Below are 23,970 nucleotides of genomic sequence, written 5' to 3'. Positions count from 1 at the left end.
CACCTCCGTGACTGCCACCACCGAATCCATCCAGCTCGTGCGCGCCGCGGCGCTCGCCGCCGACCAGAAGAAGGCCGAGAACGTCGTGGCGTTCGACGTCAGCGACAGCCTGGCCATCACGGACGTCTTCATGGTGACCTCCGCGCCCAACGAGCGCCAGGTCGCCGCCGTGGTGGACGCCGTGGAGGAGGCGCTGATCGAGCGCTTCGACCGCCGCCCCCTGCGCCGCGAGGGCAAGGGCGAGGGCCGCTGGGTGCTGCTCGACTACGGCGACGCCGTGGTCCACGTGCTCCACGACGAGGACCGTGCGTTCTACGCCCTCGAGCGGCTCTGGGGGGACTCGCCCGCGATCGACGTGCAGCTGCCCGCACCCGCCGCAGCGGTGCCCGGTGGACAGTCGGACGACGCAGCCCCGCGCGCCGTCTGAGAGCCGCCCCTTCCGGGATTTGCGCCCGCTCGATCATCCTGACTAGGATGATCGAGTCGTTCCGGGGAACTGGAAGCGCAAAGCCATACAACGGTGGTCCGGGTGCAGATCCGGATGAACGGGACGTGGCGGGCGTGGTAAAGTTTCGGAAGTCGCACGGGGCTATGGCGCAGCTGGTAGCGCACCTGCATGGCATGCAGGGGGTCAGGGGTTCGAGTCCCCTTAGCTCCACAGAACAGAAAGATCCCTCCACCGTCTCACGGTGGGGGGATTTTTCTGTATTCCCTCCGATTCCCTCCCGGGGGTGGAGGCGGTTCTCGGTAGGGTGGGCCCCGACCGTGACACGCGGCTCCACCCCGTCCGCGGGTGATGCGCCGCGTGACCGCCGACAGGAGGGGCCGAATGACCGGGCAATCCCCAGTCGCCGCACGTGGTCCGGGCGGATCCGGGTCGTCCACCCCGCGTGAGACCGCCTCGAACCGGCGGGAGTGGGAGCGGATGCGCAACCACACCCGGGTGGCCACGATGTGGGGGATCCTGTTCCGGGTGTTCGCCGTGGCCCTGGCGCTCGGGGTGCTCGTGCCGTTCGTCGACCGTTTCCTGGGCTCCGCGGTGACCGCCTACCCGGACCTGGACACCGGCGCCGTGGCCTCGATCCTCAGCATCATCTCCGGTGCCATGGTCACCCTGGCCGGTCTGGTGTTCACCGCGCTGACCACGGCCATGAGCCTGGGCATCACGGCCATGTCCGTGCGGATCGTGCCCGTGTTCCAGGGCGACCGTGTCATTCAGTGGGGACTGGGGGCGTTCACGGGCACCTTCGTCTACTCCCTGCTGGTGGCCCTGAGCATCGCGGTGCGCGACGACGCCTACCGACCCTGGGTGGGCACCGTCCTGGCGGTTGCGGCGACCCTCGCCAGCGGCACCATGTTCATCGCGGTGACCGTGCGGATCACCCAGCAGCTGAACCCGGGGATGCTGCTGCGCCGGCTCGCCCACGACGGCTGCAACGCCACGCGCTACGACCCGGCCCGGTTCCACACCCACGCGGACGTGGTGGAGACGCGCGCGGTCCCGGAGGGCCACGAGGTCCGGCGGCGCGGGGAGCGCCGGCCCGGGGGTAGGACGAACGGCGACTGCGTCCTCGCCGTGAACACCCCACGGCTGCTGGACTGCGAGGACGCGTGGGGCATGCGCGTCGAACTGGTGCCGGAGGTGGGTTCCCCCGTGCCTCCCGGCGGTCTGCTGTTCCGCACCAGCGCCCCCACGTCCCCCGAGCAGCACCGGCAGCTCGAGCGCGCCGTGGCGTTCGGGGACATCCTCTCGCCGGACAACGGACCCTTTGGTGCCATCCGCGCGATGGTGGACACGGCGCTGAAGGCACTGTCCCCGGCGGTCAACGACCCCACGCGCGCGGTGCAGGCGCTGGACCAGATCGAGGAGGTCCTGGTGCGGCTGTCCCCGCGGCTCAGCGAGCGGCGTCGTGACGTGGCGCGGCACCCGGAAGCCGTGCTGCTGCGACGCTGGGGGCACACGTGGGAGGACCACGTGGCCGCAGCCACGGATGAGATCCGGCAGTTCGCCACCACCTCCGTGCAGGTCCAGCGCAGGCTCCGCGCCCTGTTCACCACGCTGCTCACGCTCACTCCGCCGCAGCAGCACCCGCCGCTGCGCGAGCGCCTGGACGCGCTCGACCGCGGCATCGACGGCTGGTGGGAGGACCCGCTGGACCGCCGACTGGCGGCGGGCACGGACGCCCAGGGCCTGGGGGACATGGCACCACGCGGGGACACCGGGGGTGGTGAAGTCTGAGGCGTGGAAATGACCGCCGGGCGGCACGCATCGTGGCATTTCCACACCTCAGACGTCATGCCTGCCCGGACGAGCCACGGGGTGAGGCGTGTGCAGGACCCGAGAACCGCTCGTTAGCATGGACTGCGGAGATCCAGGATCTCCGCCCCCACCCCCGACCCCCGGAAGCAGCCGATGAGACGACTGGTCATTGCCCCCCACATGGACGACGAGAGCATGGGGTGCGGAGGACTGCTGGCCAAGTTCCCCGAGGAGTGCACCGTGGCGGTGCTCGCGGACGGGGACGCCACGCGGCGTCGTGAGTTCGCCCGCGCCATGGAGGTGCTGGGCGTGACCGCGGTCCGCGAGCTGCGGCTGCCGGACGGCACAGTGGGGGCGGACATGCCCGGGCTCGTGCGCCTGCTGGACGGGCTGTGCGACGAGCTGGAGCCGGAGGAGCTGTACCTGCCGTTCCCCTCCCTGCACCAGGACCACATCGCGGCGTACGAGGCCGGGATGCGCAGCGCGCGGCTGTCCATGTCCCCGGGGCACTGGGCGGCGCCGTCCGTGTTCGTGTACGACGTGGCCCTCTACCCCACGGACCTGCGCTGGAACACGTTCGAGCCGCTGACCGCCGAGCAGGCCGACCGCAAGGCCCGCGCCTGCCTGTGCTACGAGTCCGAGACCCCGGGGGAGAACCACCCCATCACCGCGATCAAGGACCTGGCCGCGGGTCTGGGACGGGTGCGCGGCGTGGCCTACGCCGAGCAGTACGCCCTCGTGCGGCACGTGCGCCCGTGAGGGTCACGATCCACCAGCCGGACCTGCTGCCGTACTCCGGGTTCTGGTACAAGATGGCGGTCTCGGACGCGTTCATCGTGTCCCGGCACGACCAGTTCCAGAAGCACGGCTACCAGCGCCGGGTGATGATGCGCGGCTCCTGGGCCTCCCACCGGCTGGAGGGCAAGCCGTCCCTGGTGCCCATCACGGACGTGCGGGTGCGCCAGGGGTGGCAGGAGAACCTGAGCAACGTCATCACCGGACGCTACCGCGGGGCCCCGCAGTGGCGCCGCCGCGGCCCGGAGCTCGTGGAGCGGATCCGCGCCTGCTCGGGCACCGCCCTGGACGAGGTCAACCTGCAGCTCGTGGAGATCGTCCGGGACGCCCTGGGCATCACGACGCCGCTGCTGTTCACGGATCCCCCCGCTCACCACGCCACGGACCGGTTGATCGAGCAGGTGAAGGCCGTGGGCGGCGACGAGTACTACGCCGGTTCCGGGGGCCGGGCCTACATGGTGGAGAACCCCGAGGAGTACTTCGCCGCGCACGGGCTGAAGCTCACCTGGTCCGACCACGTGCACGTGACCGGGGACTCCGTGGTGAGCCTGCTCATGGACCTGGAGGACCCCATGGCGGCGATCATGAACCACCGCTGAGAGGTAGTGCGCGCGGAGCTCAGCCGGGGAAGAGATCCTGCCAGGCGGCGTCGTCGTGCGGTTCCAGACCGGCGGCCTGCAGCATGCGGTGCGCCACGAGGTCCCAGGTGAACAGCCGGGCGCGCTCGCGCCCCGCCTCGCCCATGCGCCGTGCGGTTCCCGGGTCCGACATGCGCTCCATCGCGGCCACGAGCTCCGGGGCGTCCCCCGGGGTCACCGTGAGCCCCGCGGGGCCGATCATGTCCCCGGCCCCGCCGCGTGCGGAGCCGATGCTCGGAACCCCCGCGGCGGCGGCCTCCACGTGGACGATGCCCGCCGGCTCGAACGTGGTGGGCACCACGAGGCACGTGGCGCGCCCGTAGAGACTCGCGAGCAGGGCGCGCTGCCGTGGGTCCGAGGTGCGCAGGAAGCCGTGTCCGGTGACGCCCGGCTCTGCCACACGGGGGTGGTTGCCCACGAGGTCCAGCGTGGCCTCAGGGACCCGTTCGCGCAGCTCGCGGAACGCCGCCAGAAGGACGGGACCGTTCTTGTCCTCCCACGCCTTGCCCACGAACAGGAAGCGCGGGACGCTCCAGTCCCTGCCGTCCCCGGGGGCGGGCGGGGGCAGGGGAGCCGGCCGTGCGGCGTCGTCGTCCGGGGGTGCATCCACGGGGGAGGCGCCGGGGAGGTGGTTGGCGCCGAGCCCCACGGGGAAGACCTTCTGCGGGGCGATCCCGAAGTCCCCGACCACGGAGGCCGCGGCCCACGGGGTGGCTGTGCAGCACGCCACGGCCTCGCGGAAGGCCCGCTGCTGGGCGCGCAGGCGCATGCGGTGGGTGGCGGCACCCGTGCGGGCCCACTCCAGCTCGCCGGCGTCGACGGCCTGCCGGACCGTGAGGTCCTCGAACGTGATGACGCGGGGGTGGCGCACCTCGAAGGACGTGCCCATGCGCACCACGGCGTCCAGGTGTCCGGCGCCGGCGAGCTCGCGGCGCATCCGCAGCGAGCCGAGCGCCCGGTACTCGGCCCCGATCCGTGCCGCGGACTTCGCGTGGTCCACGGCCTCGGACACGGCCTGGCCCCGGTGGATCGCGGGCAGCCGGGGGAGCATCCGCGGCGCGGCGAGCACCCGTTGCAGGCCGGCGTCCACGCGGTCACCGGCGCGTGCGCTGAGCCCCACAACCTCGTGCCCCTGGGCGCGCAGCGCCTCCCCAATGCCGCGGGGCGTGCCGGACCAGGACGCGGGGTCGAAGGGGTCGCCGTGGAAGGCGAGCCCCAGGCGGAGCCCGGACGGGCCCGCGCCCGGCGCGAGGCGCGCTCCGGGGAGTGCAGGATCAGTCATGCGTCCAGCCTAGCCAGGGGTGACGCCGCACGGTGGGGACCGTTCCGCACGCCACGGCCCGGGAGTCGAGGCCCGAGAGCGCTCCGACGGAACGTCTGCAGGTCCCGCTCTGCCTGGCCGCCGTCGCGGCGGGCGGGAGGCGGCAGGGCGGCGTCGTGGGGCCGCACGCAAGGGCGGCTGAGGGGAGGCGGATGGCGGGGGTACGATGTCCGCCATGCCAACCCCCGCCGCCCCGCGCCAGCGCACCACGTCCCGCCGACGCGCGGCGGTGGTGCTGGCGGCCGTGGCGCTCGTGGTGGTTCTCGTGGTGGCCGTGGTGCTGCTCGTGGTGAAACCCTTCACCGCGGCGGAGGTCCCCAGCACCGACTGCACCCGCTACGGCCTGTCCGCGGAGGACTCCCGGGCGCACCCCCACACGGTCACCCGGGCCACGCAGCCCACCGACGAGGACCAGACGCAGGCGGGGGCGCTGGGACGGCTGGACCAGTCCTTCACCGACCGGGGTGTCACGAGCCAGTACCACGTGGTGGACGGCGGCGTGGACACTTCGAAGCCCGTGGGGCTGGTGGTGGACCTGCACGGTGACGGCGGGGCCGAGTTCACCGAGCCCGGGGGGCGCACCACGTGCCTGGCCGCGGTGGCCGCCTCCCACAACGCGCTGCTGGTGGTCCCGCTCACGCCCGACTGCCACGGCGACTGCACCTGGTGGCGGGACATGGCACCCAACCTGCGCTGGCTGCGTGCGCTCACCGAAAAAGAATTGCTCAGGAATTTGCCCGTGCAAAAAGATCGGATTACCTGGATGGGGTATTCCGGGGGTGCTGAAATGCTCAGCTACGGCGTGCTCAGCGACGCCCGGGACCTCGTGACCGGCGGTGCCGTGATGGTGGGCGGCGGAGGTGCGCCGAGCTCCCTCGGGACCGCCCCGACCGCCGAGCAGAAGCGGCAGCTGCGGATGTGGTGGTTCACCGGCGCACAGGACGACGGCGCGGGCGAGGACTCGGACTTCGACGCCGTGACCGCGGCCACGGACGGGCAGCACTTCTACGAGGCCCGTGGCTTCACCCGGACCCGGCTCGAACTCCTTCCCGGGCACACGCACTTCGACATGCCCGACGCCTCCATCCTGGACGAGCTGCTGGGTGCGGAGCAGCCCCCGGCGAGCCCCACGCCGTAATGTCCCCGTTTTGTGGGACATGGTGACCAGAATGGCATTCCCGGCGCCCCGTCCGGCTTTACTCCGGGGGTGATCCGGCATTTCCCGGGGGTGACGGAGAGCATTGTTTCCTGCATTGCACCCGAGTTGCACCCTCACGTACCCTGGGGATTCAGACTGGGCCAGCAGGGGGAGTACCGCTGGGAGCCATGGCGCGCCACACGGATGTCGCGCCGCCGGTCGGGTCGGGGGACCCGCACGGCCATATCCACACATCCGCGCTGACGCACCTCGACCGGGGCACGCGTCCGTCTCCTCCTGTCTCACGGGCCCTCAGCAAGGGGGAGCGAACTAGCAGTGGACAGCCACAATCTCAGCGACGGGGCCTCGGCGGCCGCCGTCCCGTGGGGCACGGCCCCTGACCGAGCGGTGTACCCGGTGGAGCAGCCACCGGCACCGCGCACTCTCGTGGACATCGTGCTTGACACAGTGTCCCAGTACCCGGACGCCGTCGCCCTGGAGGACGAGACCGAGTCCGTCCCCTACGGCGAGCTGGAGGACCGGATCGAGACGCACGTCCAGCGCCTCTGGGACCTGGGCATCGGCCGCGGCGACCGCGTGGGTGTGCGCGTGCCCTCCGGCGGCGTGGACCTCTACGTCGCCATCCTGGCCACCCTCTTCGCGGGTGCCGCCTACGTCCCCGTGGACTGGGACGATCCCGACGAGCGCGCCAACACCGTGTGGCAGGAGGCGGGGGTGGCCGCCGTCTTCGGGCAGGGTTTGGAACTGACCCGCAACCCCGCGGTGACCCCGGGGGAGCAGACGGAGACCCCGCGCACCGGGGACGACGCCTGGATCATCTTCACCTCCGGCTCCACCGGCAAGCCCAAGGGAGTGGCCATCACCCACCGCTCCGCGGCCGCCCTCGTGGACGCCGAGGCTCAGATGTACCTGCAGCGCCGCCCGTTGGGCCCCGGCGACCGCGTGATGGCAGGACTGTCAGTGGCCTTCGACGCCTCGTGCGAGGAGATGTGGCTCGCGTGGCGCCACGGGGCCACGCTGGTGCCCGCCCCGCGCAGGATCGTGCGCTCGGGCCCGGACCTGGGCCAGTGGATCGTGGACAAGCAGATCACCGCGGTCTCCACCGTGCCCACCCTCGCCTCCCTGTGGCCCAGTGAGGCCCTGGACCGCGTGCGGCTGCTGATCTTCGGCGGCGAGGCGTGCCCCCTGGAGCTCACCCGGCACCTGGTGCGCCCCGGCCGTGAGGTCTGGAACACCTACGGCCCCACCGAGGCCACAGTGATCGCCACTGGCGCACTGCTCACGGGAGAGGCACCCATCCGCATCGGGCTCGCCGTGCCCGGGTGGGAGCTCGCCGTCGTCGACGCCCAGGGCCAGCCCGTGGCCTGGGGGGAGACCGGTGAGCTGATCATCGGCGGCGTGGGGCTCGGGCGCTACCTGGACCCCGCCAAGGACGCCGAGAAGTACGCGCCCCTGGAGTCCCTGGGCTGGGACCGGGCCTACCGCTCCGGCGACGTGGTGCGCGCGGACCCCGAGGGCATCGTCTTCGCCGGGCGCGCCGACGACCAGGTCAAGGTCTCCGGCCGCCGCATCGAGCTCGGTGAGATCGACAACCAGATGACCGAGGTCCCGGGCGTGCGGCTCGGCGCCTGCGCGGTGCACTCCACCCCGGGCGGCGGCAGCGTGATCGCCGGCTACCTGGTGCCCGAGTCGGAGGGCTCCGTGGACCTCTCCGACGCCCGCCGCTGGCTCGTGGAGCGGCTTCCGGGGCAGATGGTCCCCGCCCTGTGCCTCATGGACGAGCTGCCCATGAAGACCTCCGGCAAGGTGGACCGCAAGGCCCTTCCCTGGCCGCTGCCGAACACCAACGACGACGGCTCCGCGCCCCTGGAGGGTGACCTCGCCTGGCTCGCGGAGCTGTGGGCGGACCAGCTCGGCCCGCTGCCGTTCGCCGCGGACAGCGACTTCTTCGAGATGGGCGGCAGCTCCGTGGCGCTGGCCCGGCTGGTCTCGGCCCTGCGCCAGACCCACCCGGACACCGAGATCGCCAAGATCTACGCGCACCCCACCCTGGAGGGCATGGCCGGCTACCTGGCCACCCTCGGGGAGTCCCACGACGTCAAGCGCGACCCCGAGCCCATGCCCGCCTCCACCGGCTGGCTGCAGGGGCTTTTCCTGCTGGCACTGAACGTGGTCAACGGCTTCCGCTACGTCCTGGGTGCGGTGATCGTGGTGTGGATCCTCGCGGTCGTCGCCGACGCCGGGTGGGTCCCCGTGCCGCCTCTGCTGCCCCTGGTGCTCGGGTGGCTCGTGATGTTCTCCCTGCCCGGGCGGGTGCTCATCGGCGCCGCCACGGTGCGGCTGCTCACCGCCGGTCTGAGACCGGGGCACTACCCGCGCGGCAGCTGGAACCACCTGCGGGTGTGGGCCGCCGAGCGCGTGGTGGTCTACAACAAGTACGACGTGCTGACCGGCACCCCCATGGCCCGCGGGCTGCACCGGTTGTTCGGCAACAGGATCGGCAAGGACGCCCACGTCTACAACACCCCGCCCGTCACCGGCCTGGTGAGCGTGGGGGACCACGCCACCGTGGAGTTCGAGGCGGACCTCTCCGGATACTGGCTGGACGGGGACGTCTTCCACGTGGGTGCCATCGAGATCGGGGACCACGCCCGCGTGGGCACCCGCACCCTGGTGGACCCCGGCATGCGCGTGGGCATCGGCGCCGAGGTGCTGCCCGGCTCCCACGTCAGCCGCAGCATCCCGGACGGGGAGCTGTGGGGCGGGTCCCCGCTGCGCCACCGCGGCACCGCGGGCCTCACCTGGCCCGAGGAGTCCCCGGAGGCAGTGGGCGGCGTGCGGACCTGGGGCCGCGCCACCTCCCACCTCGCCTTCTCCGCCGGGGCGCTGCTGGTGGGGCTGCTGCCCTTCCTGGCCCTGATCCCCGGTGCGCTGCTCGTGCTGACCCGGGTGATCCACATCCAGGAGTACGAGATCGTGTTCCCCATCGTGGCGGTGTGGGTTCCCGTGTTCACCGTGGTCACGGCGGTCGTGTGGCTGCTGCTGGTGGTCGCGGTCGTGCGGCTCGTCTCCGGGCTGATCGTGCCCGGCTACTTCCCGCAGAACGGACCGGTGGGGTGGGCCACGTGGCTCACGGAGACGCTGATGCAGCGCACCCTGATCTCCACCTACCCCATCTACGCCTCGTGCATCACCCCGTGGTTCATGCGCCTGCTGGGCGCGAAGGTGGGGCGCAACGTGGAGATCTCCACCGCGGAGACCATCCCGCACCTGACCACCCTGAAGGACGGCTCGTTCCTGGCCGACCACGCGCTGGTCACCTCCCACCGCGCCGGCTTCGGCTGGCTGCACGTGGGGACCTCCGTGATCGGCGAGCGCACCTTCGTGGGCAACTCCGGCATCGTGGGCCCGGACCGGGACCTGCCCGCCGACGCCCTCGTGGCCGTGCTCAGCTCCGCTCCGCACCACGCCCCGGCCGGTTCGTCCTGGCTGGGCCGCACCGCGGAGCCGATCGCCCGCGCGAAGACCGAGACGGACGCCGAGTCCACGTTCCAGCCCCAGCGGCGCCTGCGGGCCGCGCGCGCGTTCGTGGAGCTCTTCCGGTTCCTGCCGGCCATGGTCTCGGCGTGGCTGGACCTGATCATCGTGTACGTGCTCACGGACATCTACATGGCCCACGGCATGGGGTGGAGCGGCGTGGTTGCCGCGTTCGCCTGGTCCGGTGTGGTGCTCACCGCGGCGAGCACCGTGGCGTGCCTGGTGCCGGTGCTGGTCAAGTGGGCGCTCGTGGGCCGGTTCCGTGCCGGTGAGCGGCCGCTGTTCAGCTCCTTCGTGTGGCGCAACGAGCTCATGGACGTCTTCGCCGAGTCCCTGGCCGTGCCCTCCATGGTCCGGCTGAGCGTGGGCTCGCCCATGTTCAACACCTGGGCCCGCCTCATGGGCGCCCACATCGGGCGCAGCGTGTGGTGCGAGAGCTGGTGGCTGCCCGAGTTCGACCTGGTGCGCCTGGAGGACAACGTCTCCGTGAACCGCGGGACCGTGCTGCAGACCCACCTGTTCCACGACCGCATCATGCGCATGGAGCCCGTGACCATGCAGCGCGGCTCCACCCTGGGCCCCAACAGCTTCGTGCTGCCGGGCGCCACCATCGAGGAGCGCACCACCGTGGCACCGGGGTCCCTGGTGATGCGCCAGGAGACCATCCCCTCGGACGGCAACTGGGGCGGCAACCCCGTCCGCCACCTGGAGCCGGGGGACCAGGTGGTCAGCGCCCAGGTGCTGCCCACCGCGGCCCCGGCCACCGAGCAGGGAGCCCTCGCCGCGGCGTCGGCCCCTGCAGCCCCCGCCCACCACGGCGGGTCCACCGCGGCGGCTGCACCCACGGTGGCACTGCCCACCGGGGCACGCGCCCCCCAGCACGAGGGAGTCACCGAATGACCCAGCAGAGTCTCAACGAGGACGTCGTGGAGGGCGACCTCCCGGTGGGGCAGCGGCCCGTGCCGGGCCGGCGGCCACCGCGCGAGGTGTGGCTCGGGGACCGCGGCGACGAGGGCCGCACCGCCGCCGAGAGCGAGCTGTGGACGGCGGCGACGCCCGTGGTCACCGCACCGCCCCGCTCCACCTCCGCGCCCCGGCAGGGTGCGGCGACCCGCAACGTGACGAGCGCGGACGGGCGGCGCACCAAGCGCCGGATCATGGGCGTGGACGTGGCCCGCGGCTTCGCCCTGGTGGGCATGGTGGCCGTGCACGTGCTGCCGGCCGTGGCCGACGCCGATGGCAACCCGTCCCTGGAGTGGCGGCTGTTCGCGGGGCACTCCGCGGCGCTGTTCGCCACCCTGGCCGGCGTGAGCCTCGCGTTCATGACGGGCGGGCGCAACCCCCGCCGCGGCCGCGACGGCACCCGCGCACGGGTCTCGATCCTGGTGCGCGCGCTCGTGCTGTTCCTGATCGGGCTCACCGTCAACCTGATCGCCCTGCCGGTGGACGACATCCTGATCTACTACGGCCTGATGTTCCTCCTGGCCATCCCCTTCACGCTCCTGGGCGTGCGGTGGCTGCTGGCGTCCGCCGTGGCCTTCGGCGTGATCATGCCGTTCCTCATGCAGTGGTCCCTGTCGGTGCTGCCGGCCCACGTCTACAGCAACCCCAGCTACGCGGAGCTGCTCACCAGCCCGGTCACGGTCCTCGCGCAGCTGTTCCTCACCGGCACCTACCCGGCCCTGACGTGGATGACGTTCATCTGCCTGGGCATGGCGCTCGGTAGGCTCCCGCTGTCCCGCGACCGGGTGCAGGTGCTGCTCGTGATCGTGGGCGCCGTGACCGCCGCGGTGGCCCGCGGGGTGTCCATGCTGATGCTCATGCGCTTCGACCTCGAGGACCGTCTGATCGACGCGACCCCGTGGATGACCTCGGACGACGTCTGGAACATCCAGGTCTACGGCCCGGACCCCCAGATGCCGGACACCACCAACCTGTGGCTGCTGCTCTCCGGGCCGCACACCAACACCCCCTTCGCCCTGTTCGAGAGCGCAGGGCTGGCCATGGTGGCGCTCGGCGCGTTCCTGCTGCTGAGCCGTGTGATCGGCAAGTGGCTCACCTGGCTGGGTGCCATGGGCTCCATGACGCTGACCCTGTACGTCTCCCACCTGGTGTTCCTGGGCCTCGTGTGGACGGACACCACCCCGTGGTTCTGGTTCTTCGTCCAGCTCGTGGTCGCGGCACTGTTCGCGGTGGCGTGGCAGCAGGCGGTGGGCACCGGTCCGCTCGAGCGGCTGGTCACCCGGGTCTCCAAGGGTGCGGCAGCGGCCGTGGTCAGGCCCGAGAAGACGCCCGCGCGGCGTCGGCGGACGGGGACGAGCCCCGAGTAGTCGCCCGCCGCGTCCCGGGATGCCGTCCCGGGGCGCCGCGGGAGACGAGACGGTCACGGACGGCGTGACCGCGGACGGACCTCAGCCCACCGGGCCGGGGTCCGTCTGCCATGCCACGGCCAGGCGGGCGTTCTCCCGGGTGGCGGTGCGCACGTCGCTCACGTGCCACCCGTGCCCGTAGCCGGCGCGCGCGGACGCTCCGATGTGGATTCCCGCCGGGTCCCGGGCGAGCCCCGTCTGCCAGGCCTTCACGAGCGCCTCCACCCGCACCCAGGTGCGGGTCACCTCCGCCGCGCGACGCCGCCCGCGCAGCCGGGCGATCCGCTGCCGGTCCGCGGGGTGCAGCACGTCCAGCAGCACGTCCGCCTCCACGGGGCTCTGCAGCCGCTCCACGTCCACACCCACCGCACGCTGGGCCGTGAGCACGGCCACCACGCCACGGGTGCGGGAGAGGGAGAAGTGCACTGGTTGCACCCCGAACGGGGCGGACGCCGCGAGCTCGGGTCCTGCGTCCGGGGCACCCGTCACGGCACCGGCGCGTCCGTGGATCTCGCGCGGGGCCCCGGTCACGGGGTCGTGCACGAGCGGCACCTCGTGCGCCCGGCAGCCCAGCCGGTGTGCGAGGACGTGGCGCAGGGCCACCCGGGAGACCAGGAACAGCTCCCGCGCCCGGGTCTCCTGCACGCGCCGGAGCCTCTCCTGCTCCGCCTCCCCGAGGCAGTCCGCGGCGGAGAACGCCCACGGCGAGAGCTCGGCGAGGGGCAGCACGTGCAGGGTCAGGTCCGCCGGGGCTCCGGGCACGCGGCGCCGGTGCTGCGCCCACACGGGCTGGCGCACCGCGGTGGTCCCGGCGCTCATCGCGGCTGCCCGTCCGCGCCCCACAGGGCCCGCAGCACGGCGTCCGCGTGCTCGAACAGGGCGTGGTGGCCCCCGGGCACCGTCAGCGTCTGCACGGGCGTCTCCGCCTCGCGCGCCCACCCGGTCATGTCCTCCGCCGACGCCGTGGGGTCCCCGTCCGCGCTCACGAGCAGCAGGGGGGTGCGCAGCCGGGGCGCGGGATCCGTGTGGGCCAGGGACGCGGTCAGGTCCAGGCGCAGCGGGCTCAGCACGAGCTGCCGCAGCTCCGGGTCCGCGAGCAGCTCCTCGGGGGTGCCGCCGAGCCCGAGCACCCAGGCGGCCAGGGCGTCGTCGTCCGCGAGCGCGCGGGCGAGGTGGGGGTCCGGGGCGGGCGGCGCGGCCTTCGCGGACAGCGCCACCCGGCACAGCCTGCCGGGACGCTCGCGCTCCAGCGCGGCGGCGACCTCCGCGGCGAGCAGCGCCCCGAAGGAGTGCCCCAGGACGGCCGTGGGGAGCTCGTCCGCGTCCAGCACCGGCAGCAGCACGGCCAGGGCCTCTCGGGCGAGGCCGGGGACGTCAGCGGGTGAGTCCTCGACCATCCGGGACTCCCGGGCAGGGCGGCGGTGGACGAGCACCTCGGTGCCGGTCTCCTGCAGCGCCCGTCCGGCCAGGGCTCCGGCGCCGGCGTGGGGGAAGAGCACGAGGCGGCGGCGCGGGGAGCCTGCGGTGGACCAGCGCGCCAGGGCCGTGGCGGGAGGTGGTGCCGCGGGCAGAGAGGTGGTGCCGGGGGGTGGGGTCGTGGCCAACGTGCCGGGCCTCCTGGATCCTGGGACGGGGTGCGGGCCGCCGGGGGCGTCACGCGGTGGTCCCACCTCACAGCCCCGCCTCGCGTGACCGCCGTGCGGGGGCGCCGTCGTGGGGGACGGGTGACGGAGCAGCACGGGCGGGGAAGAACGGTGGCGGGGTGGACGTGGCGCGGGGGCCGGTGGTGCCGAGAGCGGTGGTGCGGGGGGTGCTCGTCCGTGCGGCGGGAGGGTCGTAGGCTCGGAGGACCGGGACACGCACCGTCCGCGCGGCGGGCTCGTGTCCACAGTACTCGGGGGTCCGCCCGCGGGGGTCGGTGACCGCCCGGTGCGTCCCCACCCGGCGGACGGACGAGACGGAAAGGACGAGAGATGGCGGCCAGGAAGAAGAGTTCGGCCACGCCGGCCACCCAGGCACTGACGGCGGCGGGCGTCGCGTTCGAGGAACTGCCCTACGAGCACGACCCCCGTGTGCAGTCCTACGGCACGGAGGCCGCCGAGGCACTGGGGCTGGATCCGCAGAGCGTGTTCAAGACCCTCGTGGTGGCGCTGGAGCACGGTGGGTTCGGGGTGTGCGTGGTGCCGGTGGCGGCGCGGGCGGACCTCAAGGCCGCCGCGGCCGCACTGGGTGCGAAGAAGGCGCGCCTCGCGGACCCCGCGGACGTGCAGCGCCTGACCGGCTACGTGCTCGGGGGAGTCAGCCCCCTCGGCCAGCGCACCCACCTGCCCACGGTCGTGGACGCAGGTGCCCGGGGCCTTGAGCGGATCTACGTCTCCGGGGGTCGCCGCGGCTTCGACGTGGGCCTCGCCCCGCAGGACCTCGCGAAGGTCACGGGGGCGGTCTTCGCGGCCGTCGCGCAGCCCGCCTGACACGCACCACGACACACACCCGCGCGAGCCCTCCGCGGCGGGTGACACGTGCTACTTTGACCCCGCATGACTTAGGCGTGCCTAACCTCAGGGGATTCGGAGACGATGCCATGTTCCAAACATTTCTGATCGGCCTGCGCGAGGGGCTCGAAGCCGCGCTGATCGTCGCCATCCTGGTGGGCTACCTCAAGCGGGTGGGCCACCACCGCGCCCTGCGCCCGCTGTGGCTGGGCGTCACCGCGGCGATCGTGGTGGCCCTGGCCTTCGGGGCGGTCCTGACCTTCGGCCCCTCCACCCTCACCTTCGAGGCGCAGGAAACGATCGGCGGGTCGCTGTCGATCATCGCGGTGGGCTTCGTGACCTGGATGATCTTCTGGATGGCCGCCGCCTCCCGGAACATGAAGCACGAGCTCGAGTCCCGCGCGGCCGTGGCCGTGGAGGGCTCCGCGATCGGCATCGTGGCCCTCGGCGCGCTGAGCGTGGGCCGGGAGGGCCTGGAGACCGCCCTGTTCCTGTGGGCCGCCACCCGCGCCAACGGTGGAGCGGGTGGAATGCTGGGTCCCACCCTGGCCGCGGTGCTCGGGATCCTCGTGGCCGTGGGCATCGCGTGGGCCATCACCCGCGGGCTGCTGCGCCTGAACCTCTCCACCTTCTTCCGCTGGACCGGGGGCTTCCTGGTGGTCGTCGCCGCCGGTGTCCTGGCCTACGGCTTCCACGACCTGCAGGAGGCCGGGGTGCTGCCCGGACTGAACTCCCTCGCGTTCGACGTCTCCGCCGCCATCCCGCCCACCAGCTGGTACGGGGTGCTGCTCAAGGGCGTCTTCAACTTCTCCCCGGCCACCACCTGGCTCGAGTTCACCGTGTGGTGGCTCTACGTGCTGGTGGTCATGCCGCTGTTCGTGCTGCGCTCGCGCGCCGGGGGATCCCGGAAGACCCCCGCCCGGGCGGGCACCCCGGTGACCACCGCCGCCTGAACCACCCCGCCACCCGACCCGATCCACCGACCCGACCCACCGCCGTCGCCGTCGACGGCCGAGACCGAGGACCACGATGCCCCGTACAGCCACGACCCTGCCCGCCCTGGTGACAGCCACGGGCCTGCTCTTCACCCTCTCCGCGTGCCAGCCCAACGACCAGTCCGGCGGCAAGGACGACGGCACGATCTCCGTGACCAGCACCGACGACAAGTGCGAGGTCTCGACCACGGAGGCGCCGTCCGGCACCCTGCGCTTCGACGTCAAGAACGACGGCTCCAAGGTCACCGAGTTCTACCTCCTCGGCGAGGACGGGCTGCGGATCGTGGGCGAGGTGGAGAACATCGCCCCGGGCCTGAACCGGCAGCTCACGGTCACCGCACCGGAGGGCAAGTACTTCACCGCGTGCAAGCCCGGCATGGTGGGGGACGGCATCCGCGGGGACTTCACCGTGACCAAGGGGGAGGGCGGCACCCAGGCCGACGCCCAGGACGGCGACCTGAAGAACCAGGCCACCACCCAGTACGCGTCCTACGTCAAAGACCAGGCCGAGCAGCTGCTCAGCGGCACCAAGGAGTTCGCCGAGGCGTACCGCAGCGGTGACGATGAGAAGGCCCGCGAGCTCTACGCACCCGTGCGCATGCACTGGGAGCGCATCGAGCCCGTGGCCGAGTCCTTCGGGGACCTGGACCCCAAGCTGGACCTGCGCGAGGCGGACCTCGAGAAGGGCCAGAAGTGGACCGGCTGGCACCGCATCGAGAAGGACCTGTGGCCCCCCGCCACCGGCTACACCGCCCTGGCGCAGAAGGACCGGGACGCCCTGGCGGACCAGCTCGTCACGGACACCCAGACCCTCCACGACCGCACCCGCGACATCACCTTCACCGCCGACCAGCTCTCCAACGGTGCCAAGGAGCTGCTCGACGAGGTGGCGACCGGCAAGGTCACCGGCGAGGAGGAGACCTGGTCCCACACGGACCTGTGGGACTTCCAGGCCAACGTGGACGGCGCCCGCATCGCGTACGAGGACCTCTCCCCGCTGCTCGAGAAGCGCGACGCCGAGCTGAACTCCACCCTCAAGACCCGGTTCGGGGAGCTGCAGAAGCTGCTCGACACGCACAGGTCCGGTGACGGCTTCGTCACCTACGACAAGCTCAGCAAGGACGACGTCAAGAAGCTCTCCGACGCCGTGAACGCCCTGTCCGAGCCGCTGTCCACCGTCACGGAAAAGGTGGTCGAGTAGTCGATGTCCCCGGATCGCCCCCGGGGCCGCGCCCGGCGTCGTCCCGGGAGCCGCTCCGAGAACCCCGGCACCGCGCAGCCTCCCGGCCCTGCCCAGGAACCCGGCACCAGCAGGGAGGCCGACGCCGCCCGGGCGCCCTGGGCGAGCGCCGGGACCCTGCCCGCGGGAGACCGCCCGGGGGTCACCTCCGGCGCGGAGGACCCCGGACGGGTTTCGGAGGCCCGGGAACGCCGCGGCGTCTCCCGGCGGGCCCTCTTCGGCACCGGGGCCGGTGCGCTCGCGGTGGGCGCCGGTCTGGGTCTGGCCGGGCCCCCGGCTGCAGCCGCGGTCGGAGACGCCCTGGGCGGGGACGAGCCCGACGACGTCGTGGAGTTCCACGGCGAGCACCAGGCCGGGATCGTGACGCCCGCCCAGGACCGGCTGTGCTTCGCGTCCCTCAACGTGCTCACCGAGGACCGCGACGAGCTGGTCGCCCTGCTCACGAGGTGGACGGCCGCGTGCCGGCGGATCACCCGGGGCCTGGACGTCACCGAGACCGGCTTCGACGGCGGCTCCGAGTACGCACCGCCCCAGGACACGGGCGAGGCCCACGACCTCAGCGCGGCCCACCTGACCGTGACCGTGGGATTCGGGCGCTCCCTGTTCCGGGACGCCTCCGGCAAGGACCGCTTCGGTCTCGCGCGCCACCTCCCGAAGGGCCTGGTGGAGCTGCCCCACTTCCCGGGGGACCGGCTGGAGGACGCCCGCACGGGCGGGGACCTGTGCATCCAGGCCTGCGCCGACGACCCCCAGGTGGCCGTCCACGCCGTGCACAACCTGATCCGCATGGGCTTCGGGGTGGTCTCCACCCGCTGGATGCAGCTGGGGTTCGGGCGCACCTCCTCGACCTCCACCGAGCAGACCACGCCCCGGAACCTCTTCGGGTTCAAGGACGGCACGGCCAACCTCAAGGCCGAGGACACCGGCGCGATCCACGACCACGTGTGGGTCACGGACGACTCCTGGCTCCGGGGCGGCACCTACCTGGTGGCCCGGCGGATCCGCATGATCCTGGAGACGTGGGACCGGGAGTCCCTCTCCGGGCAGGAGAAGATCGTGGGGCGCACCAAGGGCACGGGTGCCCCGCTGTCCGGGGGCGAGGAGTTCACCCCCGTGGACCTGACCATGATGGGCTCGGGCAACCAGCCGATCGTCCCCGCGGACTCCCACGTGCGCCTGGCGCACCCGGACAGCAACGGCGGTGTGCAGATGCTGCGCCGCGGCTACAACTACGCGGACGGCACCGACACCCTGGGCAACATGGACGTGGGCCTGTTCTTCATCGCCATGGTCAAGGACCCGGCCACGGGCTTCGTGCCCCTGCAGAACAAGCTCGCCCGCGAGGACGCGCTGAGCGAGTACCTCCGCCACACCGGCTCCGGGCTCTTCGCCGTTCCACCGGGCGTCTCCGAGGACCCGGGGGACTACATCGGCCGCGGACTCTTCGAGGCCTGACCACCCCTCCGCCCCTGTCTCGCGAGGACCGGCTCCCCGCGTGCCCTCCCGGCTCGTCCCGTTCCGGGCACACCTGCACGGCGGACGACGCCGCGGGTCGCTTATGCGTGTCGGACCGCCTTGGCACCGTCTTTCGTATCGAACACATCTTCGAATGCGAAGGGGAGTGGTCCACCATGACCGCGCTGGACGCGAGGGAGATCCACAAGGCCGGGGTCGTGCGGTGCGAGGACCCCTGGGCCGGGGTGCCCGTCATCGGCGGGGGTGTCCCAGAGGTGGGGGAGCCGGCGGTGGGGCCCCCGTCGCACTCCCGCCCAGAGGGGGTGGCCGTGCGCTGCAACGCCGCCCTTGATCCCTGCGCACTGGTCTACCGGGGACGCGAGCTGCGGGTGCTCCAGCCCGTCATCCACTGGTTCGAGCGGTGCAACTGGTGGGACACGGAGGAGCGCGTGCCCCGGGAGAGTGCCACCAGTGTGGTGGACCGCGAGTACTGGCGGGTCCAGGCCGCACCCGCCGAGGCGGGGATCATCCGCACCTTCGACCTCACGCGCGACCAGGCCACGGGCTGGTGGCAGGTGCTTCGTGTCAGCCCCTGACCGTGCCACTCATGCCCGTGTGCGCAGACCTGCCGCGGCGGAGTGCGTGGTTGACAAATCTTCGAACAAAGATTCGAATACGGGTATGCCGTTCCCCCACCTCCACGTGGCCTCCGCGTTCAGTGCCCACTACGGCGTGGCGCGCCCCGAGGAGCTCGCCCGGACCGCCGCCGCGCAGAAGGCGGAGATCCTCGCGTGCACGGACCGGGACGGTCTCTACGGTGCCGTGAAGCACGTCCTGGCATGCCGGGAGCACGGCCTCGGCCCCGTCCTCGGAGTGGACCTCGCCCTGCTGGGCGCGCCACCTGTCGCACCGGCATCCGCGGCGGGCGGTCGTGGGGGCGGCCGTGTGGGCGGAGCGGCCGGTGGCCGCGCCGGGTCCCCGGGCGGCGGCGGGCACGGCACTCGTGGGCCCCGGGTGCCCCGTGTGGCCGGCCGGGTGGTGGTGCTGGCCACGGGCCACAACGCGGGAGCCGGGTACGCGGCGCTGTGCCGGCTGGTCTCGGCCGCGCACCGTGCCCACGACCGCGGGGTGGCCCATCCCATCGGGCTCACCGTGGCCCAGATCGCCCGCCACGTCCACCGGGCGGCGGCCGGCGGGAGCCCCGGGCTCGTGGTGCTGGTGGGGCCGGACTCGGACGTGGGCCGGCTGCTGGTGCGCCGGCACTACCACGCCGCGCGCGCCGCCCTGGGGCGCTGGCGGGCGCTGCTGCCCGACCACTGCCTCGTGGTGGAGACCGTGAACCACCTGGCACCCCAGGGGGCGCCGGTGAGCACCGGGCACGCGGTGCGGATGCACGAGATCGGGCGCGCCGCGCACCTGCCCGTGGTGCTGACCAACGCCGTGCGCTACGCCCACCCGGGTCAGGCCGTGACCGCGGACGTGCTCGACGCCGCCCGCACCCTCATGTCCCTCGACGAGCTCGCCGGAACGGACCGGGGAGTGCTGCAGCCCAACGGGCAGGGATGGCTCAAGGACGAGGACAGGATGACCCGCCTGGCCCGTGAGATCACGAGCGCCTCCGGGGACCCGGACACCGGTGCGGCCAGGCTGCTCGCGGACACCCAGCACCTCGCTGAGCGGTGCGTCCTCGACCTGCGGGATGACCTCGGGGTGGGAACCCCCGTCATCCCCGAGGCCTCGGTGCTCGGGGTGAGCGGGGACCCGGACCGTGAGCTCGCCCGGCGCTGCTACACCGGACTCGCCCGGCTGCACGGCGGGGAGGACTGGGACCGCACGGTGCCCGGGCTCAACCGGGAGTCCCTGCGCGGACGCCTGGAACGGGAGCTGGCCGTGGTCTCCCACCTCGGCTTCGCCGGCTACTTCCTCACCGTGGGAGAGGTCTCGGAGCTGATGAGCACCATGGGGGTGCGCCACGCCGCCCGCGGCTCCGGGGTCTCCTCGCTGGTGGTGCACCTGCTCGGGATCTCCCCGGCGGACCCCCTCGAGTACGACCTCGTGTTCGAGCGCTTCCTCTCCCCGTTGCGCCCCAGCCTGCCGGACATCGACATCGACATGGAGAGCGCCCGCCGCCACGAGGTCTACCACCGGATCTTCGAGCGCTTCGGGGCGCAGCGGGTGAGCCTCATGAGCATGCAGAACGCCTACCGCTCCCGCGGCGCCGTCCGAGACGCCGGACTCGCCCTGGGAATGGGCCCCCGGGACGTGGACCAGGTAGCGGGCCAGCTGTGGCGGGTGCCCGGCGCCACCCTGCGCACGGAGATCACCCGCCGCCCCGAACTCGCACCGCTGGCGCAGCGGCTCAGGGACAACCGGCAGATGGACCTGCTCGTGGACCTCACCGAGCGCCTCGACCGCCTGCCCCGCCACATCTCCATGCACCCGTGCGGCGTCATCCTCTCCGACACCACCCTGCTGCGGCGCACACCCGTCCAGGCCAGCGGCACCGGGCTGCCCATGTCCCAGTACGACAAGCACGACATGGACCCCATGGGCCTCATCAAGCTCGACGTCCTGGGCGTGCGCATGCAGTCCACCCTGGCCCACGCCGTCGCGGAGATCACGCGGCTGCACCCCCACGAACCGCCCCCGGACCTCGACGCCATGCCGCGCGACGACCCCGACACCTTCCGCCTGATCAGCTCCACCCACACCCTCGGCTGCTTCCAGATCGAGTCCCCCGGGCAGCGCGAGCTCATCGGCACCATGGCCCCGGAGGAGTTCAACGACCTCGTCGTGGACATCTCCCTGTTCCGCCCCGGGCCCATGCAGGCCAACATGGTCCGGCCCTACCTCAACGCCCGCCACGGCTGGTCCACCCCCGTCTACCCCCACCCGGACCTGCAGGAGATCCTCGCCGAGACCCGTGGCGTGGCCGTGTACCACGAGCAGATCATGCGCATCATGGACCGCATGACCGGGTGCGGTCTCGGCCGTGCCGACGTCTGGCGGCGCCTTCTCGGGTCGGACGCCGAGGCACCCGTGGAGGATGCGTTCCGGGAGGGGGCACGCGCTCGCGGCTACACCCGGGACGTCGTGGACACCGTGTGGCAGATCCTGCACGCGTTCGGCAGCTTCGGGTTCTGCAAGGCCCACGGGGTGGCCTTCGCCGTGCCCACCTACCAGTCGGCGTGGCTGAAGACCCACCACCCGGAGGCATTCATGGCCGGGGTGTGGGAGCACGATCCCGGCATGTATCCCGCGCGGCTGCTCGTGGGGGAGGCCCGGCGCATGGGGATCCCCGTGCTCGGCCCGGACGTGAACCGCAGCGGGGAGCACCACAGGGTGGAGCCGGTCACCCCCCGCCCCGGGACGGTGACCTCCGGGGACCTGGAGGCCGGGATCCCGCACACCCAGGACGGCGCCTGGGGGATCCGCATGTCCCTCGGCGCGGTCAACGGCATCAGCGCGGCCGAGATCCGGCGGATCCTGGCCGGCCAGCCCTACACCACGCTCGCGGAGCTGCGGGTGCGCGCCCGGCCCTCGCGCCGCAGCCTCCAGCGCCTGGCCGCCGCCGGGGCACTGGACTCCCTGCTGCGCGGCTCCGGTGCCCGTGCCTCCCACGCGGACATGGTCCAGTTCCTCACCGATCGCGCAGACCGGCCCGCCGGCCGAGGACCGGCGGGGGGCTCCGGGCCGGGTGAGGGCCAGCTCGCACTGCCCCTGGGGGACGTGGACCTGACCTCCGTGCCCGCACGGCTGCCCGAGCCCTCCCCGCAGGAACGGGTGCGCGCAGAGGTCGAGACCATGGGCATCGAAGTCAGCGCCCACCTCATGGACTCCCACGCGCAGCTCATGCGCGCCTACGGGGCCACCCGTGCCGAGGACCTGCTGGGGCTGCGCACCGGCAGCGAGGTGGTGGTCGCCGGTGTGCGGGTCTCCACCATGACCCCGCCCATGCGCAGCGGCAGGCGGGTGGTGTTCATCTCCCTGGACGACGGCACGGGCGCCGTGGACTGCACGTTCTTCGACGAGGCCCAGGCCGCTTCCGGCGGGGTCCTCTTCGCCCCCGTGCTGCTGCTCGTCCACGGCCACACCCGCCGCACCGGCCCCCGCGGGATCGGCATCCAGGCCATCCGGGCCTGGGACCTCTCCCGCCCCGAGGAGCTTCCGGACCCCCACACGCTGCTGGGATCCCGGCCCGCGGCCTCCCGGCCACCGCGGCGGCAGGGCAGCCAGCCGCCCTCGTCCCCGGGGTCCCGCCGAGCCGACCCCCGGGGCAGGGACACCCGGGACGCGGACGCTCGGGACTCCGCACCCGCGCCCACCGCCGTCGGGGGAGCCGGGGCGCGATGACACGGGCTGCCTGCGGAAAGGCGAGGAGCATGGCACACCCGGGGCTGTGGAACACTGTGAGCCATGGCGAAGAACACCGGCGGAGGGGAACTGCTGCCCTCCGTGGACCAGGTCACGGAGCGGGCCATCAACGTCGGCTACCGCTTCGACCAGAAGCTGCAGCGGTGGCGGCAGGGCCGTGCCCTGCAACGGGGGGACATCCCCACCATGCTCGCCTTCGACGGCTACGGCAGTCCCCGCTACGTCCGGGCACTGGGGCGGGTGCTGCTCAAGACCCGCTCGCTCGTCGCCGAGACGGACGACGCCGCCGAGTCCATCCGCGGCTGGCGCTCGTTCTCCTCCGTGCCCTACGCCTTCGCCCACGTCAACGTGTGGCTGGGGGACCACGAGTTCCACTTCGTGGCGGACAAGGGCGGTGTGATCGACGTGGACCTCAACGTCTCCATGGCGCCCGGAGTCCACACCATCTACATGCAGGCGGAGGGCTCCGAGGTCACGGAGGCCACCGTCACCGTGGTCTCGGACCAGCAGCACCTGGGTGTCGTGTGCGACGTCGACGACACGGTGATGGTCACCGCCCTGCCCCGACCCCTGCTCGCCGCGTGGAACTCCTTCGTGGCCAACGAGCACGCGCGCACCCCCACCCCGGGGATGTCCACCATGATGGACCGGCTGCACCGCAAGCACCCGCACGCCCCGTTCCTCTACCTCTCCACGGGTGCGTGGAACGTGGCGCCCACGCTGCGCCGCTTCCTCACCCGCAACGCCTACCCCGCCGGTGCGCTGCTGCTGACCGACTGGGGCCCCACCACCGAACGCTGGTTCCGCTCCGGCTCCCAGCACAAGGTCCAGAACCTCCAGCGCCTGGCCCGCAACTTCCCCCACGTGAAGTGGATCCTCATCGGGGACGACGGCCAGCACGACCCGCAGATCTACTCCGGGTTCGCCCAGCGCCACCCGGAGTCCGTGGCCGCCATCGTGATCCGCAACCTCTCACCCGCCGAGGCCGTCCTCGCCTCCGGTGCGCGGGTCAGCGACGGGCACCGGGTCACCTCGGTCCCCGAGGGTTTCGTGTGGATCGAGGCCAACGACGGCGCCTCGATCTCGGACCAGCTGCGGGACGCCGGGCTGCTCTGAGCCACCCCCGCCCTGCGCTCGCCGGGGTGCGCCACCCGTGCCGGTGGCCGCCCTGTCGGCGGACACCCTGCCCAGGGGCGCCCTGCTCACGGGCACACGCCGCTCCGTGGGCGCCGCCTCCACCGCATGCGGCCTCGGCGACGGGCCTCCGCCCGGCGATCCCTCGCTCCGTTGCGGCTTTCCGCTCCGCCCCTCGTCATTCCCTCCCCGGGCGCCCCG

Annotated in this window: 17 protein-coding genes and 1 tRNA gene; 15 read left to right on the top strand and 3 right to left on the bottom strand. The window is 72.8% G+C overall.

All coding sequences use genetic code 11. The features are described 5' to 3' along the window. Positions 1–7 precede the first annotated feature (7 nt). The 5 genes from rsfS to Q4A22_RS02640 all read left to right on the top strand — a co-directional run bounded on the left by rsfS (position 8) and on the right by Q4A22_RS02640 (position 3,654). Positions 8–427 carry a ribosome silencing factor gene (gene rsfS / locus Q4A22_RS02660; protein ID WP_303177023.1) on the top strand — a complete coding sequence of 140 codons (420 nt, stop codon included), beginning with the start codon at positions 8–10 and terminating at the stop codon, positions 425–427. A gap of 158 nt (positions 428–585) precedes the next feature. Beyond that, a tRNA-Ala gene (locus Q4A22_RS02655) sits at positions 586–658 on the top strand. A 267-nt stretch (positions 659–925) separates the two neighbouring features. Next, positions 926–2,239, top strand: a complete 1,314-nt coding sequence (locus Q4A22_RS02650; RefSeq protein WP_303177021.1) for a DUF2254 family protein — start codon at positions 926–928, stop codon at positions 2,237–2,239. A gap of 174 nt (positions 2,240–2,413) precedes the next feature. After that, positions 2,414–3,019 carry a PIG-L deacetylase family protein gene (locus tag Q4A22_RS02645; protein ID WP_303177019.1) on the top strand — a complete coding sequence of 202 codons (606 nt, stop codon included), beginning with the start codon at positions 2,414–2,416 and terminating at the stop codon, positions 3,017–3,019. Then, entirely contained in the window at positions 3,016–3,654 is a 639-nt protein-coding gene (locus tag Q4A22_RS02640; RefSeq protein WP_303177018.1) for a WbqC family protein, read from the top strand. The genes Q4A22_RS02645 and Q4A22_RS02640 overlap by 4 nt, the downstream gene beginning before the upstream one ends. Before the next feature lie 19 nt (positions 3,655–3,673). Here Q4A22_RS02640 and Q4A22_RS02635 read toward each other — a convergent pair whose 3' ends face one another. Next, positions 3,674–4,975, bottom strand: coding sequence for a glycosyltransferase family 4 protein (locus Q4A22_RS02635; protein ID WP_303177016.1), 1,302 nt, complete (start codon positions 4,973–4,975; stop codon positions 3,674–3,676). A 214-nt stretch (positions 4,976–5,189) separates the two neighbouring features. Between Q4A22_RS02635 and Q4A22_RS02630 the strand changes: the two genes are divergently transcribed. The 3 genes from Q4A22_RS02630 (at position 5,190) to Q4A22_RS02620 (ending at position 12,040) form a co-directional block, all read left to right on the top strand. After that, complete coding sequence (locus tag Q4A22_RS02630; RefSeq protein ID WP_303177015.1) at positions 5,190–6,152, top strand: hypothetical protein; 963 nt, start codon at positions 5,190–5,192, stop codon at positions 6,150–6,152. A gap of 456 nt (positions 6,153–6,608) precedes the next feature. Next, complete coding sequence (locus Q4A22_RS02625; protein ID WP_303177014.1) at positions 6,609–10,610, top strand: Pls/PosA family non-ribosomal peptide synthetase; 4,002 nt, start codon at positions 6,609–6,611, stop codon at positions 10,608–10,610. Further along, on the top strand, positions 10,607–12,040 hold the full coding sequence (locus tag Q4A22_RS02620) for a DUF418 domain-containing protein (protein WP_303177012.1): 1,434 nt from the start codon (positions 10,607–10,609) through the stop codon (positions 12,038–12,040). The genes Q4A22_RS02625 and Q4A22_RS02620 overlap by 4 nt, the downstream gene beginning before the upstream one ends. 81 nt (positions 12,041–12,121) lie before the next feature. Here the strand turns inward: Q4A22_RS02620 and Q4A22_RS02615 are convergent, their stop codons facing one another. Further along, positions 12,122–12,898, bottom strand: coding sequence for a 4'-phosphopantetheinyl transferase superfamily protein (locus tag Q4A22_RS02615; RefSeq protein WP_303177010.1), 777 nt, complete (start codon positions 12,896–12,898; stop codon positions 12,122–12,124). Next, positions 12,895–13,683: a thioesterase II family protein gene (locus Q4A22_RS02610; RefSeq protein ID WP_303177008.1), complete on the bottom strand. Its 789-nt coding sequence runs from the start codon at positions 13,681–13,683 to the stop codon at positions 12,895–12,897. The genes Q4A22_RS02615 and Q4A22_RS02610 overlap by 4 nt, the downstream gene beginning before the upstream one ends. A gap of 369 nt (positions 13,684–14,052) precedes the next feature. Here Q4A22_RS02610 and ybaK point away from each other — a divergent pair, with 369 nt between their 5' ends. From ybaK to Q4A22_RS02575, 7 genes are all read left to right on the top strand, one after another. Further along, positions 14,053–14,550 (top strand): Cys-tRNA(Pro) deacylase, encoded by a 498-nt coding sequence (ybaK, locus tag Q4A22_RS02605; RefSeq protein WP_303177007.1) that lies wholly within the window; start codon positions 14,053–14,055, stop codon positions 14,548–14,550. 110 nt (positions 14,551–14,660) lie between these two features. After that, positions 14,661–15,524 (top strand): iron uptake transporter permease EfeU, encoded by an 864-nt coding sequence (gene efeU / locus Q4A22_RS02600; protein ID WP_303177006.1) that lies wholly within the window; start codon positions 14,661–14,663, stop codon positions 15,522–15,524. A gap of 76 nt (positions 15,525–15,600) precedes the next feature. Then, positions 15,601–16,767, top strand: a complete 1,167-nt coding sequence (gene efeO, locus Q4A22_RS02595; protein WP_303177005.1) for an iron uptake system protein EfeO — start codon at positions 15,601–15,603, stop codon at positions 16,765–16,767. Between the two features lie 3 nt (positions 16,768–16,770). Beyond that, positions 16,771–18,261 (top strand): iron uptake transporter deferrochelatase/peroxidase subunit, encoded by a 1,491-nt coding sequence (gene efeB, locus Q4A22_RS02590; protein ID WP_303177003.1) that lies wholly within the window; start codon positions 16,771–16,773, stop codon positions 18,259–18,261. Positions 18,262–18,437: 176 nt separating this feature from the next. Beyond that, complete coding sequence (locus Q4A22_RS02585) at positions 18,438–18,857, top strand: DUF6504 family protein (protein ID WP_303177001.1); 420 nt, start codon at positions 18,438–18,440, stop codon at positions 18,855–18,857. An 85-nt stretch (positions 18,858–18,942) separates the two neighbouring features. Continuing rightward, positions 18,943–22,614, top strand: a complete 3,672-nt coding sequence (locus Q4A22_RS02580; protein ID WP_303177000.1) for a DNA polymerase III subunit alpha — start codon at positions 18,943–18,945, stop codon at positions 22,612–22,614. Positions 22,615–22,677: 63 nt separating this feature from the next. After that, a complete protein-coding gene (locus tag Q4A22_RS02575) occupies positions 22,678–23,751 on the top strand; it encodes an App1 family protein (RefSeq protein WP_303176999.1) in 1,074 nt (357 codons plus the stop codon). The last annotated feature ends 219 nt before the right edge of the window (positions 23,752–23,970 follow it).

Source organism: Kocuria sp., assembly GCF_030530945.1.
Taxonomy (GTDB): domain Bacteria; phylum Actinomycetota; class Actinomycetes; order Actinomycetales; family Micrococcaceae; genus Kocuria.
This window is presented reverse-complemented; position numbering and strand designations above follow the sequence as displayed.